This is a genomic window from Streptomyces oceani (genome assembly GCF_001751245.1).
GTDB classification, from domain to species: Bacteria; Actinomycetota; Actinomycetes; order Streptomycetales; family Streptomycetaceae; genus Streptomyces; species Streptomyces oceani.
Window position 1 is genome coordinate 1 of the sequence record NZ_LJGU01000123.1, and the last position, 20861, is coordinate 20861.

15 protein-coding genes and 3 pseudogenes are annotated in these 20861 nt (G+C 72.0%); 15 read left to right on the forward strand and 3 right to left on the reverse strand.

Translation table 11 applies throughout. From position 1 onward, the window contains the following. The 3 genes from AN216_RS12810 to AN216_RS12820 form a co-directional block, all read left to right on the forward strand. A partial coding sequence (locus AN216_RS12810; protein ID WP_420855724.1) for a DNA repair protein RecN occupies window positions 1-1059 on the forward strand: 1059 nt, incomplete at its 5' end. 211 nt (window positions 1060-1270) lie between these two features. Further along, on the forward strand, window positions 1271-1594 hold the full coding sequence (locus AN216_RS12815; RefSeq protein ID WP_070196803.1) for a hypothetical protein: 324 nt from the start codon (window positions 1271-1273) through the stop codon (window positions 1592-1594). Between the two features lie 12 nt (window positions 1595-1606). After that, complete coding sequence (locus tag AN216_RS12820) at window positions 1607-2071, forward strand: glycosyltransferase family 4 protein (protein WP_079166536.1); 465 nt, start codon at window positions 1607-1609, stop codon at window positions 2069-2071. An 82-nt stretch (window positions 2072-2153) separates the two neighbouring features. Here the strand turns inward: AN216_RS12820 and AN216_RS26935 are convergent. Beyond that, window positions 2154-2573, reverse strand: a pseudogene (locus tag AN216_RS26935) (substrate-binding domain-containing protein); the annotation flags it as partial. A gap of 726 nt (window positions 2574-3299) precedes the next feature. Next, window positions 3300-3965, reverse strand: a pseudogene (locus AN216_RS12825) (LacI family DNA-binding transcriptional regulator); the annotation flags it as partial. Between the two features lie 106 nt (window positions 3966-4071). Between AN216_RS12825 and AN216_RS12830 the strand changes: the two are divergent. Both AN216_RS12830 and AN216_RS12835 read left to right on the forward strand, forming a co-directional pair. Continuing rightward, the gene (locus AN216_RS12830) at window positions 4072-5085 is read left to right on the forward strand and encodes a glycoside hydrolase family 16 protein (protein ID WP_070196805.1); all 1014 of its coding nucleotides are present in this window, start codon (window positions 4072-4074) and stop codon (window positions 5083-5085) included. Then, entirely contained in the window at window positions 5082-6254 is a 1173-nt protein-coding gene (locus AN216_RS12835; protein ID WP_070196806.1) for a beta-1,3-glucanase family protein, read from the forward strand. Before AN216_RS12830 ends, AN216_RS12835 begins: the two co-directional genes overlap by 4 nt. A gap of 90 nt (window positions 6255-6344) precedes the next feature. On the opposite strand, the gene AN216_RS12840 is transcribed toward AN216_RS12835, so the two are convergent. Then, window positions 6345-8138, reverse strand: coding sequence for a glycoside hydrolase family 15 protein (locus AN216_RS12840; protein WP_070196807.1), 1794 nt, complete (start codon window positions 8136-8138; stop codon window positions 6345-6347). A gap of 492 nt (window positions 8139-8630) precedes the next feature. Here AN216_RS12840 and AN216_RS12845 point away from each other — a divergent pair, with 492 nt between their 5' ends. The 10 genes and pseudogenes from AN216_RS12845 to AN216_RS26940 form a co-directional block, all read left to right on the forward strand. Then, the gene (locus AN216_RS12845; protein WP_070196808.1) at window positions 8631-10310 is read left to right on the forward strand and encodes a CTP synthase; all 1680 of its coding nucleotides are present in this window, start codon (window positions 8631-8633) and stop codon (window positions 10308-10310) included. A 3-nt stretch (window positions 10311-10313) separates the two neighbouring features. Next, entirely contained in the window at window positions 10314-10946 is a 633-nt protein-coding gene (locus tag AN216_RS12850; protein ID WP_244502440.1) for an NUDIX domain-containing protein, read from the forward strand. A 386-nt stretch (window positions 10947-11332) separates the two neighbouring features. Next, window positions 11333-13486: a tetratricopeptide repeat protein gene (locus tag AN216_RS12855; RefSeq protein WP_070196809.1), complete on the forward strand. Its 2154-nt coding sequence runs from the start codon at window positions 11333-11335 to the stop codon at window positions 13484-13486. 148 nt (window positions 13487-13634) lie between these two features. After that, a complete protein-coding gene (gene ald / locus AN216_RS12860) occupies window positions 13635-14750 on the forward strand; it encodes an alanine dehydrogenase (protein ID WP_070196859.1) in 1116 nt (371 codons plus the stop codon). Window positions 14751-15262: 512 nt separating this feature from the next. Beyond that, on the forward strand, window positions 15263-16399 hold the full coding sequence (locus AN216_RS12865; RefSeq protein ID WP_079166537.1) for a ParA family protein: 1137 nt from the start codon (window positions 15263-15265) through the stop codon (window positions 16397-16399). Then, window positions 16384-17133, forward strand: coding sequence for a hypothetical protein (locus tag AN216_RS12870; RefSeq protein WP_420855726.1), 750 nt, complete (start codon window positions 16384-16386; stop codon window positions 17131-17133). Before AN216_RS12865 ends, AN216_RS12870 begins: the two co-directional genes overlap by 16 nt. Before the next feature lie 97 nt (window positions 17134-17230). Beyond that, complete coding sequence (locus AN216_RS12875; protein WP_079166544.1) at window positions 17231-18460, forward strand: segregation and condensation protein A; 1230 nt, start codon at window positions 17231-17233, stop codon at window positions 18458-18460. Beyond that, window positions 18457-19224 (forward strand): SMC-Scp complex subunit ScpB, encoded by a 768-nt coding sequence (scpB, locus tag AN216_RS12880; RefSeq protein ID WP_244502441.1) that lies wholly within the window; start codon window positions 18457-18459, stop codon window positions 19222-19224. The genes AN216_RS12875 and scpB overlap by 4 nt, the downstream gene beginning before the upstream one ends. Further along, window positions 19224-20519: a pseudouridine synthase gene (locus tag AN216_RS12885; protein WP_070196811.1), complete on the forward strand. Its 1296-nt coding sequence runs from the start codon at window positions 19224-19226 to the stop codon at window positions 20517-20519. Before scpB ends, AN216_RS12885 begins: the two co-directional genes overlap by 1 nt. 72 nt (window positions 20520-20591) lie before the next feature. Then, window positions 20592-20737: pseudogene (locus AN216_RS26940) on the forward strand (nucleotidyltransferase domain-containing protein); the annotation flags it as partial. Window positions 20738-20861 lie beyond the last annotated feature (124 nt).

Below are 20861 nucleotides of genomic sequence, written 5' to 3' on the forward strand. Positions count from 1 at the left end.
CTCGCCGGCGCCGCCAGCGGCGCGCGGGGCGCCCTCGCCGGGGACCCGGACGATCCGGACGGTGGGGACGCCGGCACCCTGGTCGCCGGCGCGCACCGGGCGCTGGAGGACGTACGGGCGCACGACCCGGCGCTCGGCAGCCTGGCCGAACGGCTGGGCGAGGTGTCCGTCCTGCTCTCCGACGTGGCGGGCGAACTCGCCAGCTACGCCGACGGGCTGGAGGCCGACCCGCTGCGGCTGTCCGCCGTCGAGGAGCGTCGCGCCGCGTTGACCCAGCTCACCCGGAAGTACGGCGAGGACGTGGAGACCGTACTGACCTGGGCCGAGCGGAGCGCCACCCGGCTGGCCGAGCTGGAGGGCGACGACGAGCGGATCGCCGAACTGGCCGCCGAACGGGACCAGCTGCGCGCCGAACTCGGCACCCTTGCCAAACGGCTGACCGAGGCCCGCCAGGAGGCCGCGGACCGGTTCGCCGACGCCGTGACCCAGGAGCTGGCCGAACTGGCCATGCCGCACGCCCAGGTCTCGTTCGCCCTGCGCCGGCACGCGGACCCGGAAGGGCTTGAGCTGGGCGAGGAGTACCTCGTCGGGTACGGACCGCACGGCACCGACGAGGTCGAACTGCGGCTGGCCTCGCACCCCGGCGCGCAGCCCCGCCCGATCGCCAAGGGTGCCTCCGGCGGCGAACTGTCCCGGGTGATGCTCGCGGTCGAGGTCGTCTTCGCGGGGTCGGACCCGGTGCCGACCTACCTCTTCGACGAGGTGGACGCCGGAGTCGGCGGCAAGGCCGCGGTCGAGGTGGGGCGGCGACTGGCCCGACTCGCCCGATCCGCCCAGGTGATCGTGGTGACGCACCTGCCGCAGGTGGCGGCGTTCGCTGACCGGCACCTGGTGGTGGAGAAGACCGACGACGGTGCCGTGACACACAGCGGCGTGCAACTCATGGCGGGGGAGGACCGGGTGCGCGAACTCTCCCGGATGCTCGCCGGTCAGGAGGACTCGGAGCTGGCCCGGGCACACGCCGAGGAGCTGCTGTCCACGGCCCGTGCCACGGTGTGACCGGCCGGCAGCCGCACACGGTGTCCCGTGGGGAAGGCCCCGGGCGTCCCGCGCGGCCGTACGGGTGCGGCGTGCCCGCCCGTCCGGCCGTCGGCCCGCGCACGTCCCCGCCGCCTGGCATCCTGGGCTCCGGCCCGCCGCCCGTACCCGTACCGGGGGTGCCCGACCACCGCCGGACGCTCCGAGCAGTCGACTCCGGAACCGAGCCACCGTGAGGAACACCCCCGAACCGTCCCCGGAACCCGCGGGTGACTCGCCGACCCACGCCGTGCACCTCCTGGCCGAGGCCCCCGCCTCGCATCGTGGCGCGCATCCCGCCGTCGGTGCCGACATGGCGGCGGCTCGTACCAGCGCGCACGTACGCGGGCTGGCGGCGGGCCTGGTGGCGCGCGGCCTGCGGGTGACCGTGTCCGGCGCGGAACTCGCACGGGGGAGCGCTGCGACGTCGGCGTCGATCTCGGCCGGCGACGATGGTACGGACCTCGTGTCCGGGCCCGCCACGGGTACTCCCGACCGTCCCGCCCCCGGCCACTAGGCGGGCACGGCGCTGCGCGCCCTCGGCGCCGACGTCGTGCACGCGCACGGACTGTGGGCCGGGCTGCTCGCGGTGCGCGCGCTGGGCCGCCGGCGCCAGGTGCCGCTGGTCGTCAGCTGGCACACCCGGGAGTACGCCGCGGACGTGGTGTGGCGCACCCTCGTCCCGGTGCTGGAGCGCCGGGTGGCTCGCGCCGCGTCCGTACTGCTGGCGGCGAACCCGGGCCTGGTGGACCTCGCCCGCCGCCGGGGCGCCCGGGACGCGCGACTCGCCCCGACGCCGCCGGCCGCCGAACCGGTCCACGGGCCCTATGCCTGGCGGGAGCCCGGCCCGTACGACCTGACCACCGGGGAGAGCGGGGTGACCGGGCGTACCGGCGTCGCCGGTCGTGACCGGGAGGCCGTGCCCCGCAGCGTGGAGGAGAGCGTGGCGCAGGTGTTGAGCGTCTACGACGAGGTGCTGCGGGTGGCCTGCTGAGGTCGCCGTGGGCGTGGGGCGTGGGCGTGGGGCGGCGGGTCGGGCGGGGAGCGTCGGGTGTTCCCGTCCGTACGCCGCCAGGTCAGCTGGAGTCCCGCACGATCAGCCGGGCCGGGGTCACCACGGCGGCGAGCGGACCGTCCGCCGCCGCGTCAGCGTGCTTGTCCGAGGGCGAGTCCGAACCCGTCGCCGAGGCGGTGGCCGTGTCCAGTCTTCGCACCAGCAACTGCGCCATCATCGTGCCCATCTCCTCCACGTCCTGACGGACCGTGGTGAGCGGCGGATCGGCCCACGCCGCCGGCTCCAGATCGTCGTAACCGACCACCGCCACGTCCTCCGGTATGCGGCGACCCGACGCGCGCAGCGTACGGATCGCACCGGACGCCATCAGATCCGAACCGGCGAAGACCGCGTCCAGGTCGGGTCGGCGATCCAACAGCTCCGCCATCGCCCGCTCGCCGCCCTCCGCGGTGAAGCCGCCGTGCGCCACGAGGGCCGGATCGGCCCCGCTGGAGGATGGTGCCGTGTCTGACGCGTTGGCGTTCGCCAACCCCGTGTCTGACGCGTTGGCGTTCGCCAACCCCGTGTCTGACGCGTTGGCGTTCGCCAACCCCGTGTCTGACGCGTTGGCGTTCGCCAACCCCGTGTCTGACGCGTTGGCGTTCGCCAACCCCGTGTCTGACGCGTTGGCGTTCGCCAACCCCGTGTCTGACGCGTTGGCGTTCGCCAACCCCGTGTCTGACGCGTTGGCGTTCGCCAACCCCGTGTCTGACGCGTTGGCGTTCGCCAACCCCGTGTCTGACGCGTTGGCGTTCGCCAACCCCGTGTCTGACGCGTTGGCGTTCGCCAACCCCGTGTCTGACGCGTTGGCGTTCGCCAACCCCGTGTCTGACGCGTTGGCGTTCGCCAACCCCGTGTCTGACGCGTTGGCGTTCGCCAACCCCGTGTCTGACGCGTTGGCGTTCGCCAACCCCGTGTCTGACGCGTTGGCGTTCGCCAACCCCGTGTCTGACGCGTTGGCGTTCGCCAACCCCGTGTCTGACGCGTTGGCGTTCGCCAACCCCGTGTCTGACGCGTTGGCGTTCGCCAACCCCGTGTCTGACGCGTTGGCGTTCGCCAACCCCGTGTCTGACGCGTTGGCGTTCGCCAACCCCGTGTCTGACGCGTTGGCGTTCGCCAACCCCGTGTCTGACGCGTTGGCGTTCGCCAACGCGGTGTCTGACGCGTTGGCGTTCGCCAACGCGTCGTGGTAACCCTGCAGTCTGTCCAGCGCCGACGTCTGGTCCAGCGGCCCGGTGATCACCGCTATCCGGCGGCGGCCACGCTCCAGCAGGTGCTCCACGGCCTGCCGGGCTCCGCCGCGGTTGTCCGTGTCCACATACAGCGGTTCGGGTTCCTGGTCGGAGCCGGGCCAACCGGGGCGACCCCCGAACACGGTGGGAAGTCCCGACTCCGTCGCCATCGCGGGCAGCGGATCGTCGGTGTGCAGCGAGAACATCAACGCGCCGTCCACATGGCCACCGGCGAGGTAGCGACCGATGCGGGCGTAGTCCGAACGTCGCTCCAACAGCAGAAGCACCAGCTGGATGTCCCGAAGCGCCAACTCACGGCTGATGCCCCGCAGTTGCTGGGCGAAGAAAGGGTCGGAGAAGACTCGGGTCTCCGGCTCGGCGATGACCACCGCGACCGCTCCCGTACGTCGGGTGACCAGGCTCCGCGCGGCACTGTTGGGCACGTAACCGAGCGCCGCCACGGAGCGTTCCACCTGCTCCCGGACTTCGGTCCGCACTCCCGCACTGCCGTTGATCACCCGGGAGACGGTCGCGCGCGAGACGCCGGCATGCGCGGCCACGCCTTCCAGAGTGGGCCGGGGACCACGGGCGCCGTTCAACATCGAACTCCTCATCGTTTCTGAGGTCTTGACGCTACTCCCTCTGCCCGGCACTGTGCATGACCGTGACGTGAGAGCGCTCTCACACCCCCATCAAGGAGCGCATGACATGAGCATGAAATTGAGACGATCCCGGGTGCTGGCAGTGGTCGCCGCCGTCCTGGCCCTTGGCAGCGGCGCGTTGGCCACCGCGCAGGCCGACCAGCCGGACCAGTCGTCGAGCGCGACAGCCGCCGCCGATCGCCCGGCGGAACAGACCACCGACCGCTCGGCGGACGGGGCCGCGCTGGAGGAGGTCTGGCGAGCGGACTTCGACGGCGCGGCCGGCAGTCCGCCCGCCGAGCGGAACTGGATCATCGACACCGGTACGAGCTACCCGGGCGGCCCGCCCAACTGGGGCACCGGAGAGGTCCAGACGTACACCGACAAGCCGGAGAACCTGCAACTCGACGGCCAAGGGCGCCTCAAGATCACCGCGCTGAAGGACGGCGACACCTGGACCTCGGGCCGTATCGAGACCCAACGAACGGACTTCGCCGCACCGGAGGGCGGCACGATGCGTATCGAGGCCAGCATCCGGGTGCCCGACATCAGCGGGGACGCGGCGCTGGGCTACTGGCCCGCCTTCTGGACGCTCGGCGCGGACTACCGCGGCAACTACCAGAACTGGCCGGGCGTCGGCGAGTTCGACATCATGGAGAACGTCAACGGTCTCAACACCGTCTGGGGCGTGCTGCACTGCGGAGTGAACCCCGGTGGCCCCTGCAAGGAGTCACAGGGCCTCGGAAACTCCCGACCCTGCCCCGAGACCGCCTGCCAGGCCGGCTTCCACACATACGCGCTGGAGTTGGACCGCAGCGGCGGCACGGAGGAACTGCGCTGGTCGGTCGACGGACAGCAGTACCACTCCGTCAGCGAGGCCGACGTGGGTGCCCAAGCATGGGCCGACGCCACCCACCACGGTCACTTCATCCTGCTGAACCTCGCCATGGGCGGCGCCTTCCCGGACGGCGTCGCCGGTCATGCCACACCCACCGAGGCGACCAAGCCCGGTGCTTCGATGCTGGTCGACCACGTCTCGGTGGCCGTCTCCGGCGGACAGACGAAAGGTGCACGGAAATGATCTCTCGTAGGAAGCTCCTCGGCGGCGCCGCGGTGACGGCGGCCGCCGCCGGCGGCGGATTCGCCCTGGCCGGCCAGGCGATCGGCGGCGCCCCGCGCCGTACGGCCGCCGCGCCACTGCCGCTGAAGATCGTGAACAACTCCGGGCAGTTCGACAACGCCTCCATCCACGTCTACGTGCTGGGCGAGGTCGACAAGCAGCGCGTCCGCCTCACCCCGGAGGGCGAGGTCAAGCCGGTCGCGCTCGGGGACAACGGCCCCGACGGGTTCACCGACTACGCCATCCCGCTGCAGAGCGGCACCACCACGCTGCAACTGCCGCACATGGACGGTGGCCGGATCTACACCGCGCTGGGCGACAAGCTCAAGATGAAGGCGGTGGAGGACGGCAACGGCAAGGCGGCACTGGCCTATCCGGCCGGCTGGGTGGAGTCCGACCCCAACTACGGAGTGCTGCACGACTGCGCCGAGTTCACGTACAAGGCCGACGGCATGTACTGCAACACCACCGCTGTGGACATGTTCAGCGTGCCGCTCTCGCTGCACCTCACCGGCCAGCAGGACCAGACCACCGGGAAGCTGAAGCCGGGCGGACGCGGGCAGGCGTTCCAGACGCTGGCGCAGGCCGGCCCGTTCGGCGACCTCGTGGTCGAGGACCGGCGGGTCATCGCGCCCAGCCACGGTATCGACGCGGGGCTGTTCCCCGCCGACTACCTCGACGCGTACGTCGACGAGGTGTGGGAGGTCTACTCCTCGAAGGACCTCACCGTGACCACGAACCAGGGCACGTTCACCGGTCGGGTCAGCGGCGACACCCTCCGCTTCACGGGCCCGGGCGAGGTGCTGATCGAGAAGCCCACCACCCGGGACGTGCTGTTCTGTGACGGCGCCCTGGCCGCCCCGAACGACAAGCTGAGCGGCCCGGTCGCGGCGGTGGTGGGAGCGGCGCTGAACCGTACGACGCTGGCCGCGCTGGACCAGCAGCCGACGGATGACCCGAGCGGCTTCTACCAGGGCGACACCGTGCACGAGTACGTCCGGACCATGCACGAGATCGCGGAGGACGGGAAAGCCTACGGATTCGCGTTCGACGACGTGGCCGGCTTCGCCTCGTACATCCAGGACGGCGCGCCCAGTGAGATCACGCTGACCCTGGACCCGCTCGACTGAGCCCAGCCCCAGCACAGGGCCCGGGTGCGGCGCCGGCCGAAGCGTGCCGGCCGGCGCCGTACCGCGCGGGGACGCGTCGCCCGGCCGCCGTCACGCGCCCGAGGTGGTCAGTCGCAGAGCCGTGTCGATCAGCGGCACATGACTGAACGCCTGCGGGAAGTTACCGACCTGGCGCCGCAGCCGCGGGTCCCACTCCTCGGCGAGCAGCCCCAGGTCGTTGCGCAACGCCAGCAGCCGCTCGAAGAGGTCCCGCGCCTCCTGCACCCGACCGATCATCGCGAGGTCGTCGGCCAGCCAGAAGGAACACGCCAGGAACGCGCCCTCCTCGCCCTCCAGACCGTCGACGTTCTCGCCGCGGTCCGTCGGGTAACGCAGCACGAAGCCGTCCTCCGTGGACAGTTCCCGCTGGATGGCCTCCACGGTGCCGATGACCCGTTTGTCGTCCGGCGGCAGGAAGCCCATCTGCGGAATCAGCAGAAGCGCGGCGTCCAACTCCTGGGAGCCGTAGTACTGGGTGAAGGTGTTGCGTTCCGCGTCGTAGCCCCACTGGCACACCTCACGGTGGATACGGGAGCGCAACTCCCGCCAGCGCTCCAGCGGGCCGTCCACGTCCCCGGACTCGATCAGCTTGACCGTACGGTCCACCGCGACCCAGGCCATGACCTTGGAGTGCACGAAGTGCCGGCGGGGGCCGCGTACTTCCCAGATGCCCTCATCGGGCTCGTCCCAGTGCTGCTCCAGGTAGCTGATCAGCTTGACCTGCAACAGCGAGGCGTAGTCGTTGCGGGCCAGGCCGGTCATGTGGGCCAGATGCAGCGCCTCGGTCACCTCTCCGTACACGTCGAGCTGGAGCTGGCCGGCGGCGTCGTTGCCGATCCGGACCGGAGTGGAGTTCTCGTATCCGGGAAGCCAGTGCAACTCGCGTTCGCCCAGGTCGCGTTCCCCGGCGATGCCGTACATGATCTGCAGGTGCTGTGGGTCGCCGGCGACCGCGCGCAGCAGCCACTCCCGCCAGGCCCGCGCCTCCTCCCGGTAGCCGGTGCGCAACAGTGAGGAGAGCGCGATCGCGGCGTCCCGCAGCCAGGTGAAGCGGTAGTCCCAGTTCCGGGAGCCGCCGATCTCCTCCGGCAGGGAGGTCGTCGGGGCGGCGACGATGCCGCCGGTGGGGGAGTAGGTCAGCGCCTTGAGCGTGATCAGCGAACGGACGACCGCCTCCCGGTACGGCCCGTGGTACGTGCAGTGCGCCACCCACTCCCGCCAGAAGGTCTCGGTGGCCTCCAGCGCCGTCTCCGGCTCCGGCAGCGGGGGCGGTTCGCGGTGCGAGTACTGCCAGCTGATGGTCAGCGCGATCCGGTCGCCCGGGCCGACGGTGAAGTCGGAGTAGGTGGTGAGGTCCTCGCCGTAGGTCTCGGTGTCGGTGTCGATCCAGACGGAATCCGGGCCGGCCACCGCGACCGTCCGGTGGTCGATCTTGTGCACCCAGGGCACCACCCAGCCGTACGAGAAGCGCATCCGCAGCGCCGAGCGCATCGGCACCCGGCCGCTGACCCCCTCCACGATCCGCACCAACTGCGGGGCGCCGGTGCCGCGTGGCGGCATGAAGTCGACCACCCGGACCGTGCCGCGCGGGGTGTCCCACTCGGACTCCAGCACCAGCGAGTCACCGCGATAGCGCCGGCGGTCGGCCGGCGCCGGCTCCGCGCCCTGCGGCGGCGTCGGGCCGACCCGCCAGAAACCGTGGTCCTCGGTGCCCAGCAGCCGGGCGAACACCGCGTGCGAGTCGAACCGGGGCAGGCACAGCCAGTCGGCGGAGCCGTCGCGGCGGATGAGCGCCGCTGTCTGCATGTCCCCGATGAGCGCGTAGTCCTCGATACGACCAGCCACGTGTCTCTCCAGTCCAGCCTGCGGCCACGCCCCGTGGGACGCGTGATCGTTCCCTGGCCAGTCCACTATCCGTGCCGCTGCCAGTCCAGCATTCGTGCAGGATACGACGCACCGGTTCGATCCGTGTGAGCATCGCCGCCGGCCGCCCGGTGGTGTGGGCGGGCCAACGGCGTCCGGACGGGAGGCCACCCCGGGCGGCCGGGGCGGGGATACGTCGCCCGGTGGCCGTACGTCCTTCGCTGATACCCTGGTAGCCCGTGGAGCGGTGGGCAAGCGTCCTCGACACGTCGATGCGGCGGCCCTCCGAACCTCAGACCCTTGTCGGCGTCGGCACGCGGGTTCAGCGCACCAGGGCAGCACGCCCCGCGCGCCAGCGGACTGTCCCGGACGGGGTCGCCAGCGACGGCATCCTGTGGCCGCGGCACGTGACCGCAGCACCACAGGGCCGCCGGCACGCACCCACCTCGCGACCACGGGAGCCCCCTCTTGGCCATGCCGCCCCGACCGACAGCCACGACGACCAAGCACCTCTTCGTCACCGGGGGCGTCGCCTCCTCCCTGGGCAAGGGGCTCACCGCCTCCAGCCTGGGCGCGCTGCTCAAGGCGCGTGGGCTGCGGGTCACCATGCAGAAGCTCGACCCGTACCTCAACGTCGACCCCGGCACGATGAACCCCTTCCAGCACGGTGAGGTGTTCGTCACCAACGACGGCGCCGAGACCGACCTGGACATCGGACACTACGAACGCTTCCTGGACGTCGACCTGGACGGCACCGCCAACGTCACCACCGGCCAGGTCTACTCCTCGGTGATCGCCAAGGAGCGGCGCGGCGAGTACCTGGGCGACACCGTGCAGGTCATCCCGCACATCACCAACGAGATCAAGCACCGCATCCGGCGGATGGCCACCGGCGACTTCGACGTGGTGATCACGGAGGTTGGCGGCACCGTGGGCGACATCGAGTCACTGCCGTTCCTGGAGGCCGTGCGCCAGGTGCGGCACGAGGTCGGCCGGGACAACGTCTTCGTGGTGCACATCTCACTGCTGCCCTACATCGGCCCCTCCGGCGAGTTGAAGACCAAGCCCACCCAGCACTCCGTCGCGGCGCTCCGCAACATCGGCATCCAGCCGGACGCGATCGTGCTGCGCGCCGACCGCGAGGTCCCGGTGGCGATCAAGCGCAAGATCTCGCTGATGTGTGACGTGGACGACGCCGCCGTCGCCGTGGCCCGGGACGCCAAGTCGATCTACGACATCCCGAAGGTCCTGCACAGCGAGGGCCTGGACGCCTACGTCGTGCGCAAGCTGGATCTGCCCTTCCGCGACGTGGACTGGACCCAGTGGGACGACCTGCTGCGGCGTGTGCACGAGCCGGACCACGAGGTCACCGTCGCGCTGGTGGGGAAGTACATCGACCTGCCGGACGCCTACCTCTCGGTCACCGAGGCGATCCGGGCCGGTGGGTTCGCCAACCGGGCCCGCGTCACCGTCAAGTGGGTCACCTCGGACGACTGCCGTACGCCCGCCGGGGCCGCCGCGCAGCTCGCCGACGTGGACGCGGTGTGCGTGCCCGGCGGCTTCGGTGACCGCGGCGTGGACGGCAAGCTCACCGCGATCACGTACGCCCGCGAGCAGCGCGTTCCGCTGCTCGGACTCTGCCTCGGGCTCCAGTGCGTGGTCATCGAGGCCGCGCGCAACCTCGCGGGCCTGCCGCAGGCGGACTCCACCGAGTTCGACCAGGGTGCCGTCGACCCGGTGATCTCCACCATGGAGGAGCAGCTGGACATCGTCGCCGGTGACGGCGACCTGGGCGGCACCATGCGGCTGGGCCTGTACCCGGCGAAACTCGCCGAGGGCTCCCTGGTCCGCGAGGTGTACGGCGGCGAGCCGTACGCGGAGGAGCGGCACCGGCACCGGTACGAGGTCAACAACGCCTACCGTGCCGAACTGGAGAAGAAGGCCGGGCTCGTCTTCTCGGGCACCTCGCCGGACAACAAGCTCGTGGAGTACCTCGAGTACCCTCGCGAGACCCATCCGTACCTGGTGGCCACCCAGGCGCACCCCGAACTGCGCTCCCGCCCCACCCGGGCGCACCCGCTGTTCGCCGGCCTCGTGCGGGCCGCCGTCGAGCGGCGGCGGACGACGGCCGGCAGCACACCGAAGGAGGCATGAGCCGTGACCGAGCATCCCGTGGACGTCGCCCGGCACTGGCGGGTCGTACGCACCGAGACCCCCTTCGAGGGCAAGAAGACCAGTGTGCGCACGGACGACGTGGTGATGCCGGACGGCTCGGTGGTGCGCCGGGACTACCAGACGCACCCGGGCTCGGTCGCGGTGCTCGCGCTGGACGAGCGGGACCAGGTGCTGCTGCTGAGCCAGTACCGGCACCCCGTACGGCACAAGCTGTGGGAGATCCCGGCCGGCCTGCTGGACGTACCAGGGGAGAACCCGCTGCACGCGGCACAGCGCGAGCTGTACGAGGAGGCGCACGTCAAGGCGGAGGACTGGCGGGTGCTGGTGGACGTCTACACCTCGCCCGGTGGCTGTGACGAGGCGCTGCGGATCTTCCTCGCCCGGCAGGTCTCGGACGCGGACGGCGATCGTTACGCCGTCACCGAGGAGGAGGCCGACATGGAGCAGGCCCGGGTGCCGCTGTCCCAGCTGGTGCGCTCGGTCCTGGCCGGGGAGCTGCACAACAACTGCCTGTCGGTCGGCGTGCTGGCGCTGTCCGCCGCGCTCGCGGGGGACGGCCTGGACAGCCTGCGGCCGGCGGACGCGCCCTGGCCCGCCAGGCCGTTCGAGAGCTGAGCCGGAACCCGCCTCCGCCTGGCGCCACCGGCCTCGCGCCGCGGCCCTGCGCCGCCGGCATGTGGGCCGTACGCCGTCGGGCAGGTCGTCAGGTCGTATGGCGACGGACCGGCTCGATCGCGTCTCCCGCCGGGCCCGGCCGCCCCGGTACGGTGATCTTGCCGCGGTCCGTACGCCGCGTGCTGCCGCCCCTGGCCGGGCAGGTGACTTAGGGTCTTTCCCACGGCCCGGGTGACTGGTCGTCAGGCGGCGGCCGGCAGCCGTGCCGTCGCGGCCGGCCGCCCCTAAGGGGCGGTCGGCGGACCTGGCGAGGCGGGCGGCGGTGGCCGGTCGGCGACCGCGCCGCACGCGTGGGCACAGGCTCGGCTGGACGGGAGCGGGAACTCGTGACGGATCAGGCGGTGCGGGACGACGGGCCACCCTCGGCCCCGGGTCACTCGAGTGGCGGATTCTCCGGTCGGGAGCGCGAGCTGGGCGAGCTGCGCGCGGATGTCGCGTGTGCCGGGCTCAGCACGCTCGCCGGCAGACCGGCCCCGCACAGCCGGGTACTGCTGATCGTCGGGCGGCCCGGCTCGGGGCGTACGGCACTGGCCGAGGAACTGGCCGGAGAGTTGGCCGGGGACTATCCGGACGGCGTACTGCGGGCGCGGCTGAGCGGCCCCGGGCGGACGGTCGTGCCCGCCGAGCGCACCGCGCGCGATCTGCTCGCCGCGCTGGGAGCCGATCCGCCGGACCCGGGGGTCGAGCCGACGGAGCTGACCGGAACGCTGCGTGCCCTGCTGGCCGAGCGCCGCGTCCTGCTGTTGCTCGACGATGTCACCGAGGCCGAGCAACTCCTGGAGCTGCTGCCGGAGAACCGGGACAGCCTGGTGGTCGCCGTCGCCGGCGGCCCACTGCCCGGCGTGAGTGACGTTCGACCCTGCACCCTCGGCGGACTCGACCGTGGGGCAGCCGTCGAGTTGTTGCGTTCCAGGGCCGGCGCCGCACCCCGGCTGACCGTGGACCCGCGGCGGGCCGAGGCCCTCGCGGAGGCGTGCGGTGATCTCCCGGCCGCGCTCCGCCTGGTCGGTGGATGGCTCGCCGCGCACCCCCGGCTCTCGGTGTCCGACGCGACCAGTCGACTGGAGGAGGCGGCGGAGCACGCGCGGCCTACCGGGGGCCGTCGAGCGGACCAGCTCGAGCGGGCCTTCCAGCTGGTGTACGGCGGGCTCCCGCGCCCGGCCGCCCGGCTGTTGCGGCTGCTGGCCCTGGCCCCGGCCGGTTTCGTCGACGCACACACGGCTTCCGCGCTCGCCGGCTGCTCGGTGTCGACGGCCCGCGAGACGCTCGGTGAGTTCGCCGCGCTGGGTCTGTTGCGGGACGAGCCACACGAGGGGGCGGAATCGTACGGCCGCCCGGGGCCGTACGGCTACGGGGTGCCGGGATGGCTCGATCCGTTGCTGAGGGATGAGCTGACCAGGACGGAGCGGCCCGGCGATCTGATGGTCGCCCGTGCCCGGATGCTGGAGCGTGACGTACGCCGGTTGTGGGCCTGCTGGGCGGTGGCCGAGCCGAGCGGCTCGTCCGCGCGGGCCAAGCTCGCCGAACTCCCGCGGGAGTTGCGCTTCGACAACCGTGCCCAGGCCGCCCACTGGCTCGCCACGCGCCGCGGCCCCCTGCTCGCCGCGGCCCGGCTCGCCGTACACGAGGGCGGCGGTGAACTCGACACGCTCGCCCGGCGATTGGCCCGTGCCCTGGCGCTGGCGTTCGGCGCGCATCGTGCCCCCGCGGAGACCGCCGCGGAGACGTACCGGCTGCACGAACTCGTGCTGGAGGTCGCCGGGCGAGGGGGACTGTGGCGGGAGCAGGCCGCCACCCTGCTCGACCTCGCGGACCTCGACGCCGGTACCGGGCGCCTCGCGCGTGCGGTCCCGCGCTATCGCGCGGCGCTGGACGCGGCTCGTACGGCGGGCGAGACGGGCCACACGGGGCGTGCGCTCGAGTCGCTCGGTGCCGCCTACGCCGAGCTGGGCGACAGCTCCCGCGCCGCCGACTGGTACGACCGGGCGTTGCTGCACCAGCAGACCCACGGCCGGCTGTCGGATGTCGCACGGGCCCACTGTCTGATGGGCGCCGTACACACCGACGCCGGTCGCTGGACGGACGCCCTGCGCGCCTGGCGGGCCGCCGCGGCGGCGTACCGCAGGCTGCGCGAGCCGTCCGCGCAGGCGCGTGCGCTGGGTGAGGTGGCGCGGGTGCTGGAGTACGCGGGCCGGCCACGGGACGCGCTGCGCGCCTGGCGGGACGCATTGGCCACCGCGCGGCGAGCCGAGGACGTCGGGCTCCAGGCCGTGCTGCGCGCGCGGCTCGGCGACACCTGCGCCGCCGCGGGGGAGGCTGCCGCGGCCCGCTACCACCGCGCGGAGTCCGCACGCCTGCTGCGGCACACCCGGAGTGACCCTCCCGGCACGGTGCGCCCGGACGCGAGCGAAAACCAGGGGAAGCTCCAGAAGAACTCGCCAACAGCCTGCGAAACCACTGAAGCAAAGGGAGAAAGTTGACTCTTTGCAAGGATCGACAGGCCACGATCCTTCATTAGAATGGCGCTGCCCGTGCGCATCCAGCGGCATTCGGCATCCACCCCACATGCTGAAGCAATGGGACGTACGCGGAACCTTCTGCACCCACAAGTGAAGGACCGTGATCGACGTGAAGGTCGGCATCCCCACCGAGGTCAAGAACAACGAGTTCCGGGTGGCCATCACCCCGGCCGGGGTGCACGAACTCGTGCGCAACGGCCACGAGGTCCACGTGCAGAGCGGGGCCGGTGACGGCTCCGCCATACCGGACGAGGAGTTCTCCGCCGCCGGAGCCGCCCTGCACGGCTCCGCCGACGCCGTCTGGGCCACCGCCGACTTGCTGCTCAAGGTGAAGGAGCCGGTCGCCGAGGAGTACCCGCGGCTGCGCAAGGACCAGGTCCTCTTCACCTATCTGCACCTCGCGGCCTCCCGGGAGTGCACCGACGCGTTGCTGCGTTCGCGCACCACGGCGATCGCGTACGAGACCGTGGAGGGCGCGGGCGGTTCGCTCCCGCTGCTGGCTCCCATGTCCGAGGTGGCGGGCCGGATCGCGCCGCAGGTCGGGGCGTACCACCTGATGCGCTCGGCCGGTGGTCGCGGCGTGCTGCCCGGCGGGGTGCCTGGTGCGGGCGCCGGGCGCGCGGTGGTCATCGGGGGCGGGGTGTCGGGCTGGAACGCCACCCAGATCGCCGTCGGCATGGGGTTTCACGTCACCCTGCTGGACAGGGACATCAACAAGCTGCGCGAGGCCGACCGGATATTCGGGACCAAGGTGCAGACCGTCGCCTCCAACGCGTACGCGCTCGAACAGGCCGTGCTCCAGGCGGACCTGGTCGTGGGAGCGGTCCTGATCCCCGGGGCGAAGGCGCCGAAGCTGGTCACCAACGAACTGGTGTCCCGGATGAAGCCGGGCAGTGTCCTTGTCGACATCGCGATCGACCAGGGCGGCTGTTTCGAGGACTCCCGCCCCACGACCCACGCCGATCCGACGTTCCCGGTGCACGACTCGGTCTTCTACTGCGTCGCGAACATGCCCGGGGCGGTGCCCAGCACCTCGACGTACGCCCTCACCAACACCACGCTCCCGTACATCGTGGAGCTGGCCAACCGCGGCTGGCGGGACGCGCTGCGCCGGGACGCGGTCCTCGCGAAGGGCTTGAACACCCATGACGGACAGGTCGTCTACGGTCCGGTCGCCGAGGCGCACGGGCTGGCGTGCCACGAGCTGGGCGAGTTGCTCGGCTGAGCTGCTCCGCTGAACGACCGGCCCTCCGAGGTCGGGAAGCGGCGTCGGCGGTGGCGGTATGCCGAGAAGTCGACCCTGGAGTGCGGTTTCCGGCCGCGCCGCCCCCGCCCGCCGCGTGCGTTGCCCCTCGGATCGCCGGCCGTGCGACTCCGGCGTCGCGAATGTCACGCCTGCCGGCGTCCGTTGGCGGCGTCGTACGCGAAGACACGGGTGCCGGCCTCGAATTCACCCGCCGTCCCGCCCGATATGGGCGCTGCTGACGCGGTTTGCCCCGCTGGTCAGGCCGTCCGGAAGTGATCCTGACGGGCTTGACATCGGCGGGTTCGATTGCCGACACATCGTGCGCTGTCCGGCGGATTGTGTTGCTGCGGACCGCCGACACGCCATAGAGTCGCCAAACGTCGGCATGGTGAAAGGCTGACCTGTGTGGATGTCTCCCGATCCCCAAGGAGGTAGGACGACTTGTGAATGAGTCGACATTTACTCCCGGGGGTGGTCACCCAGGAGAGCCGATGTGGAACCAGGGGACCGCGGGGCCCGAATCCGTCGGCTCCACCCAGGTCCACGCGTCCACCGCCCAGCCGAACACCACCACAAGCAGGACAGTTCCCCAGAGTATGGACGGCCACCACGTGAACGCCCGGTCCGGCGACGCCACGGACGGTCAGTCCGCGGACCACTTCGCCGAATACGACCCGAACTACGGCGAGTTCCCCCAAGGGCACTTCTACGACCCGGACGCGGAATACGAGCCTGACCCCGAGTACGCGGCCACCCTCGCCCCCGACGCCGCGCGCCAGCGACGCGAGCGGATCGGGCCCACCGGGCGCCCGCTGCCGTACTTCCCCATCCCCGGCCCGGTCACGGACCACGGCCCGGCGAAGGTCATCGCGATGTGCAACCAGAAGGGCGGGGTGGGCAAGACGACCTCGACCATCAACCTGGGTGCCGCGCTCGCGGAGTACGGCCGCCGAGTGCTCCTCGTCGACTTCGACCCGCAGGGGGCGCTGTCCGTCGGGCTCGGGGTCAACCCGATGGAGCTCGAACTCACCGTCTACAACCTCCTCATGGAACGCCGGATGGCGGCCGACGAGGTCCTGTTGAAGACCGCTGTCGCGGGCATGGACCTGTTGCCCAGCAACATCGACCTGTCCGCCGCGGAAGTGCAGTTGGTCAGCGAGGTGGCGCGCGAGTCCACGCTGCAGCGGGCCCTCGGGCCGCTGATGTCGGACTACGACTTCATCGTCATCGACTGCCAGCCCTCCCTCGGCCTGCTGACGGTGAACGCCCTGACCGCCGCGCACAAGGTGATCGTCCCACTGGAGTGTGAGTTCTTCGCCCTGCGGGGCGTGGCGCTGCTGACGGAGACGATCGAGAAGGTGCAGGAGCGGCTCAACCCGGACCTGGAGCTCGACGGCATCCTGGCCACCATGTACGACTCGCGTACGGTGCACAGCCGCGAGGTGCTGGCCAGGGTGGTGGAGGCGTTCGACGACAACGTCTACCACACGGTCATCGGGCGCACCGTCCGCTTCCCGGAGACCACCGTCGCCGGTGAGCCGATCACCACCTACGCCTCCAACTCTGTCGGGGCCGCGGCCTATCGACAGCTGGCCAGGGAGGTGCTCGCCCGGTGCCACGCCGAGTGAGCCTGCCGGCTGCCGACGAACTGTTCCGTACGACGGGCGGGCCCGGGGTCCAGCCCTCGGCTGCCCAGCCCGCGCAGCAGTCCGGTGAGGACGCCAGGGTGCCGGCGCCCGCCGGGGAACCTGAGCAGGAGCGGACGACGGAGCACCCCACGGGCGAGCACAGCACCGCGGCGGACGGCGGCGGGCCCGCCGACAGCCGGGGCGAGGCCGCCGCACCCGGGGCCGGGACGGGCGAACACCAGGGCCGTGCGTCCACGGCGCGGGAGGCTTCGCCACCGGAGTCCCCTCAGCCGGTCCAGCGCGGGACGGGCGCGGACGGGGACCGTACGGACTCGGGAACCGTCGGCGGCGTGGGGCGTCGCACGGACGCGGAACAGTCCGGCGCACGCCGCCAACTCAGCCGCGCCGCGGCTCAGTCCGCCCAGTCCGCCGGGCAGCAGACCGGCGCCCAGGGGCAGGGAAAGGGCCGCCGACAGGCCGAGGGATCGGCTGGTCGGCGGCGTAACACGAACCGGCGGCCCTCCGGACGGGAGCGACACGACGAGAAGATCACGGTCTACATCTCGGCCGAGGAGCTGATGGACCTGGAGCACGCCCGGCTGGTGTTGCGTGGCGAGCACGGGCTCGCCGTGGATCGCGGCCGCATCGTCCGGGAGGCGGTGGCGGTCGTGTTGGCGGACCTCGAGTCGCGCGGTGACGCGAGCATCCTGGTGCGCCGCCTGCGAGGACGCTGACGGGCCGGGGACGTAGCGGGCCAGCCGCCCGGACGCGCCCGTTTCCCGGGTGAGCCTGGACGTCGACGCCCGCCTCCGCCCAGTACGCTGCACCGCGATGCCGACATCCGAGGACCCGCCACCGGTTCGGTCCGCCGCCCGCCGTCCGTTGGGCCGCGGACCGGGCGGCGGTGGCGCCGTGCCGGAGCGGCGGACGGCGGCAAGCGATGATCCCGCTGCTGGCGTTGCGGTCGGTGACCAGGGGGCCGCTGGCGGCCTCGTGGGTGGGGAGCCCGCGCAGGAGTACGAGGGGCCGGCGTACGAGGGACCGGCTTACGCGGGGCCGACAGGCGAGGAGTCCGGGCACGAGCCGGATGGCGACGCCCCTCGCGCCGTGGCCTCGGACCCGGTCGACGAACCGCGGCCAGCGCGCGACACCTTGGCGCCCGTGGCGCCGGACAGCGGAGCCGACGCGGTCGACCGGGCCGAGGGAAGTGGGGAAGAGGGCACCGCGGCCGAGGACGACGACGGCCGGTTCACCGTGGTGCTGGACAACTTCGAGGGCCCCTTCGACCTGTTGCTCCAACTCATCTCCAAGCACAAGCTGGACGTCACCGAGATCGCCCTCTCCCGGGTCACGGACGAGTTCATGGCGCACATCCGCGCCATGGGCGAGGACTGGGACCTCGACCAGACCACCGAGTTCCTCGTCGTGGCCGCCACGCTGCTGGACCTGAAGGCCGCACGGCTGCTGCCCACCGCGGAGGTGGAGGACGAGGGGGATCTGGCGCTGCTGGAAGCGCGGGACCTGTTGTTCGCCCGACTGCTGCAGTATCGGGCGTACAAGGAGATCGCCCGGGTCTTCGCCGACCGGACGGTGGCCGAGGAGCGGCGGTTCCCCCGTACGGTCGGTCTGGAGCCGCAGCACGCCGCGCTGTTGCCGGAGGTGGCGCTGCGCATCGGTCCGGAGGGGTTCGCCCAGCTCGCCGTCAAGGCGATGCGACCGAAGCCGAAGCCGCAGGTGTACGTCGAGCACATCCACGCCCCGCTGGTGAGCGTGCGGGAGCAGGCGGAGGTGTTGGTCTCCCGACTGCGAGGCTTGGGGGAGGTCACCTTCCGGGCACTCACCGCGGACGCACCGGACGTCCTGACCGTCGTGGCACGCTTCCTGGCCCTGCTGGAGCTGTACCGGGAGCGTGCCGTCGAACTCGAGCAGCCGGAGGCCCTGGGAGAGCTGTCCGTCCGCTGGAGCGGCGGGGAGAGCGCGGGGCCCGTCGTGACGGACGAGTTCGACCAGCCCGTGCCGGCGCCCGACGAGGAGCGTCGTGAACCCAGGGAAGTGACATGACCACCGAAGAGGCCCAGGACGCCAACGGCGCCGTCGACGTCCACGATGCCGACGACCTCCCGGACGAGACCCGGGGCGAGGTCCCGTACGAGGTGCAGGAAGCGGAATCCGCCCCTGGTCGCCCGGGCGAGGACATCACGGCCCCCGGCGACGCCGACGGCACGGCTGAGCTGCCGCTGAAACCGGCGCTCGAGGCCGTACTGATGGTGGTGGACGAACCAGCCACCGAGGAGCACCTCGCCAGGGTGCTGGAGCGGCCACGTCGTGCCGTGGCGGACGCCCTGCGGGAGCTGACCGACGAGTACGCCCGCCAGCGCCGTGGCTTCGAACTGCGCCTGGTCGCCGGCGGCTGGCGGTTCTACACCCGCCCCGAGTACGCGGACGCGGTGGAGCGTTTCGTCCTGGACGGGCAGCAGGCCCGGCTCACCCAGGCCGCCTTGGAGACGCTGGCGGTCGTCGCCTACCAGCAGCCGGTGAGCCGTTCCCGGGTCTCGGCCGTACGCGGGGTCAACTGCGACGGCGTCATGCGTACGCTGCTGCAGCGGGGTCTGGTGGAGGAGGCGGGCACGGAACCCGAAACAGGTGCGATCCTGTACCGGACGACGAACTACTTCCTGGAGCGGATGGGCCTGCGCGGCCTGGACGAGCTTCCCGAGCTGGCGCCCTTCCTGCCGGAGGCGGACGCGGTGGAGGGCGACACCCAGGAAGGCGTGCCGTCGTTCGACCCAGACGACAGCGGCGACTCCCAGACGACGGACCATTGATGCGAAGCAGCGGCAACAACCGGGGCAACACCGGCGGCAACCGAGACAACAGAGGCGGGGGCAGGCAGCAGGGGCGCTCCGGCTCCTCCCGAGGCGGTGGCGGCACGTCGAAGCGTGCCACCGAGCGGCCCAGGCCGGAGGAGCGTCGGCACGAGAAGGGCGGTCGCCCCGGCGCGGGCGGTGACGCGGGGAAGCCTGGGCAGGGCACCCGGGGCGGCGCCGGCCAAGGGCGCGCCGGCGGCAAGCCCGGTGCCGGCAAGCCGGGCGGAAGCCCGGGGGCCAAGCCCGGTGGCAAGCCAACGGGCGGGTCCGCCGGCAAACCCGCCGGGAAACCCGGCGGCAGGTCCGGTGGCAACCCCGCCGGCAAAGCCGGCGGCGGAGGCTCGAGGTCCAATCAGCCGGGCGGCGGCCCCAAGGGTCCGCGGAGCACCACGGGAAGCGGGGCGCCCAAGAACCGCGCCCGGAAGCCCTCGGCACCAGCCCGCCCCCGGGAGTACGAGGCCCAGCTCGAGGAGCGTCACCGGGAACGGCACAGCAAGCCCGCGCTCAAGCTCCCCAAGACCTTCGGCGGGGAGGAGGGCGAGCGCCTGCAGAAGGTCCTCGCCCGCGCCGGCATGGGCTCGCGTCGCTCCTGCGAGGAGCTGATCGACCGGGCCCGGGTCGAGGTCAACGGTGAGATCGTCACCGAGCAGGGCCTGCGGGTGGACGCCGAGAAGGACCAGATCAAGGTCGACGGACTGACCATCTCCACCCAGGCCCACCTGTACTTCGTGCTGAACAAGCCCGCCGGCGTGGTCTCCGCCATGGAGGACCCGGAGGGCCGCCAGTGCCTGGGCGACTACGTGCAGAACCGGGAGACCCGACTCTTCCACGTGGGCCGCCTGGACACCGAGACCGAGGGCCTGATCCTGCTCACCAACAACGGGGAGCTGTCCCACCGGCTGACCCATCCGCGGTACGGCGTACAGAAGCGCTACCTCGCCACGATCGAGGGACCCATCCGCAGGGACCTGGGCAAGCAGCTGACGGACGGCATCCGACTGGACGACGGCTACGCCCGCGCCGACAACTTCCGGGTCGTCGAGAACGTCGGCCGGAACTACCTCGTCGAGGTCACGCTGCACGAGGGCCGCCGGCACATCGTCCGTCGCATGCTCGCCGAGGCGGGCTTCCCCGTCGACCGACTCGTACGCACCCGTTTCGGGCCCATCGCCCTCGGGGACCAGAAGTCCGGCTGGCTGCGTCGGCTGACCAACACGGAGGTCGGCATGCTGATGAGCGAGGTGGACCTCTGAGCCCCGGCGTCGCCCGTGTCCGCTCCCGCACCCGACGCGGGCGACGCTCTGGAGCTCCCTGAGCTATGCCCGCTCCTCGGGCCACGGGAACCGGCTAGACCCGGGGCAGGATGTGGCGGCGGAACGGTCTGGAGGTGGATCTCGTCACGCACGACCTGCGGAAGTTCGTACGTCTCATGCTGCGCCAGAACGGCTACGCCCCGGAGCAGCCGCTCTCGGCACGGGGAGTCCCCAACACCAGACCCGCTCCCTGATCCACGAAGGTCCGAACGACACGGCCTCGGCCGAGGACGGGTGCTGACCCGCGTGCCTTCCTTCGGCCGCCCGCCGCCCGCCGCCCGC

Coding starts and splice junctions, on each gene's coding strand:
- AN216_RS12885 (WP_070196811.1), top strand. CDS start 19,224: ATGCGAAGCAGCGGCAACAACCGGGGCAACACCGGCGGCAACCGAGAC.
- AN216_RS12830 (WP_070196805.1), top strand. CDS start 4,072: ATGAGCATGAAATTGAGACGATCCCGGGTGCTGGCAGTGGTCGCCGCC.
- scpB (WP_244502441.1), top strand. CDS start 18,457: ATGACCACCGAAGAGGCCCAGGACGCCAACGGCGCCGTCGACGTCCAC.
- AN216_RS12835 (WP_070196806.1), top strand. CDS start 5,082: ATGATCTCTCGTAGGAAGCTCCTCGGCGGCGCCGCGGTGACGGCGGCC.
- AN216_RS12865 (WP_079166537.1), top strand. CDS start 15,263: ATGTGGAACCAGGGGACCGCGGGGCCCGAATCCGTCGGCTCCACCCAG.
- AN216_RS12875 (WP_079166544.1), top strand. CDS start 17,231: ATGCCGACATCCGAGGACCCGCCACCGGTTCGGTCCGCCGCCCGCCGT.
- AN216_RS12845 (WP_070196808.1), top strand. CDS start 8,631: ATGCCGCCCCGACCGACAGCCACGACGACCAAGCACCTCTTCGTCACC.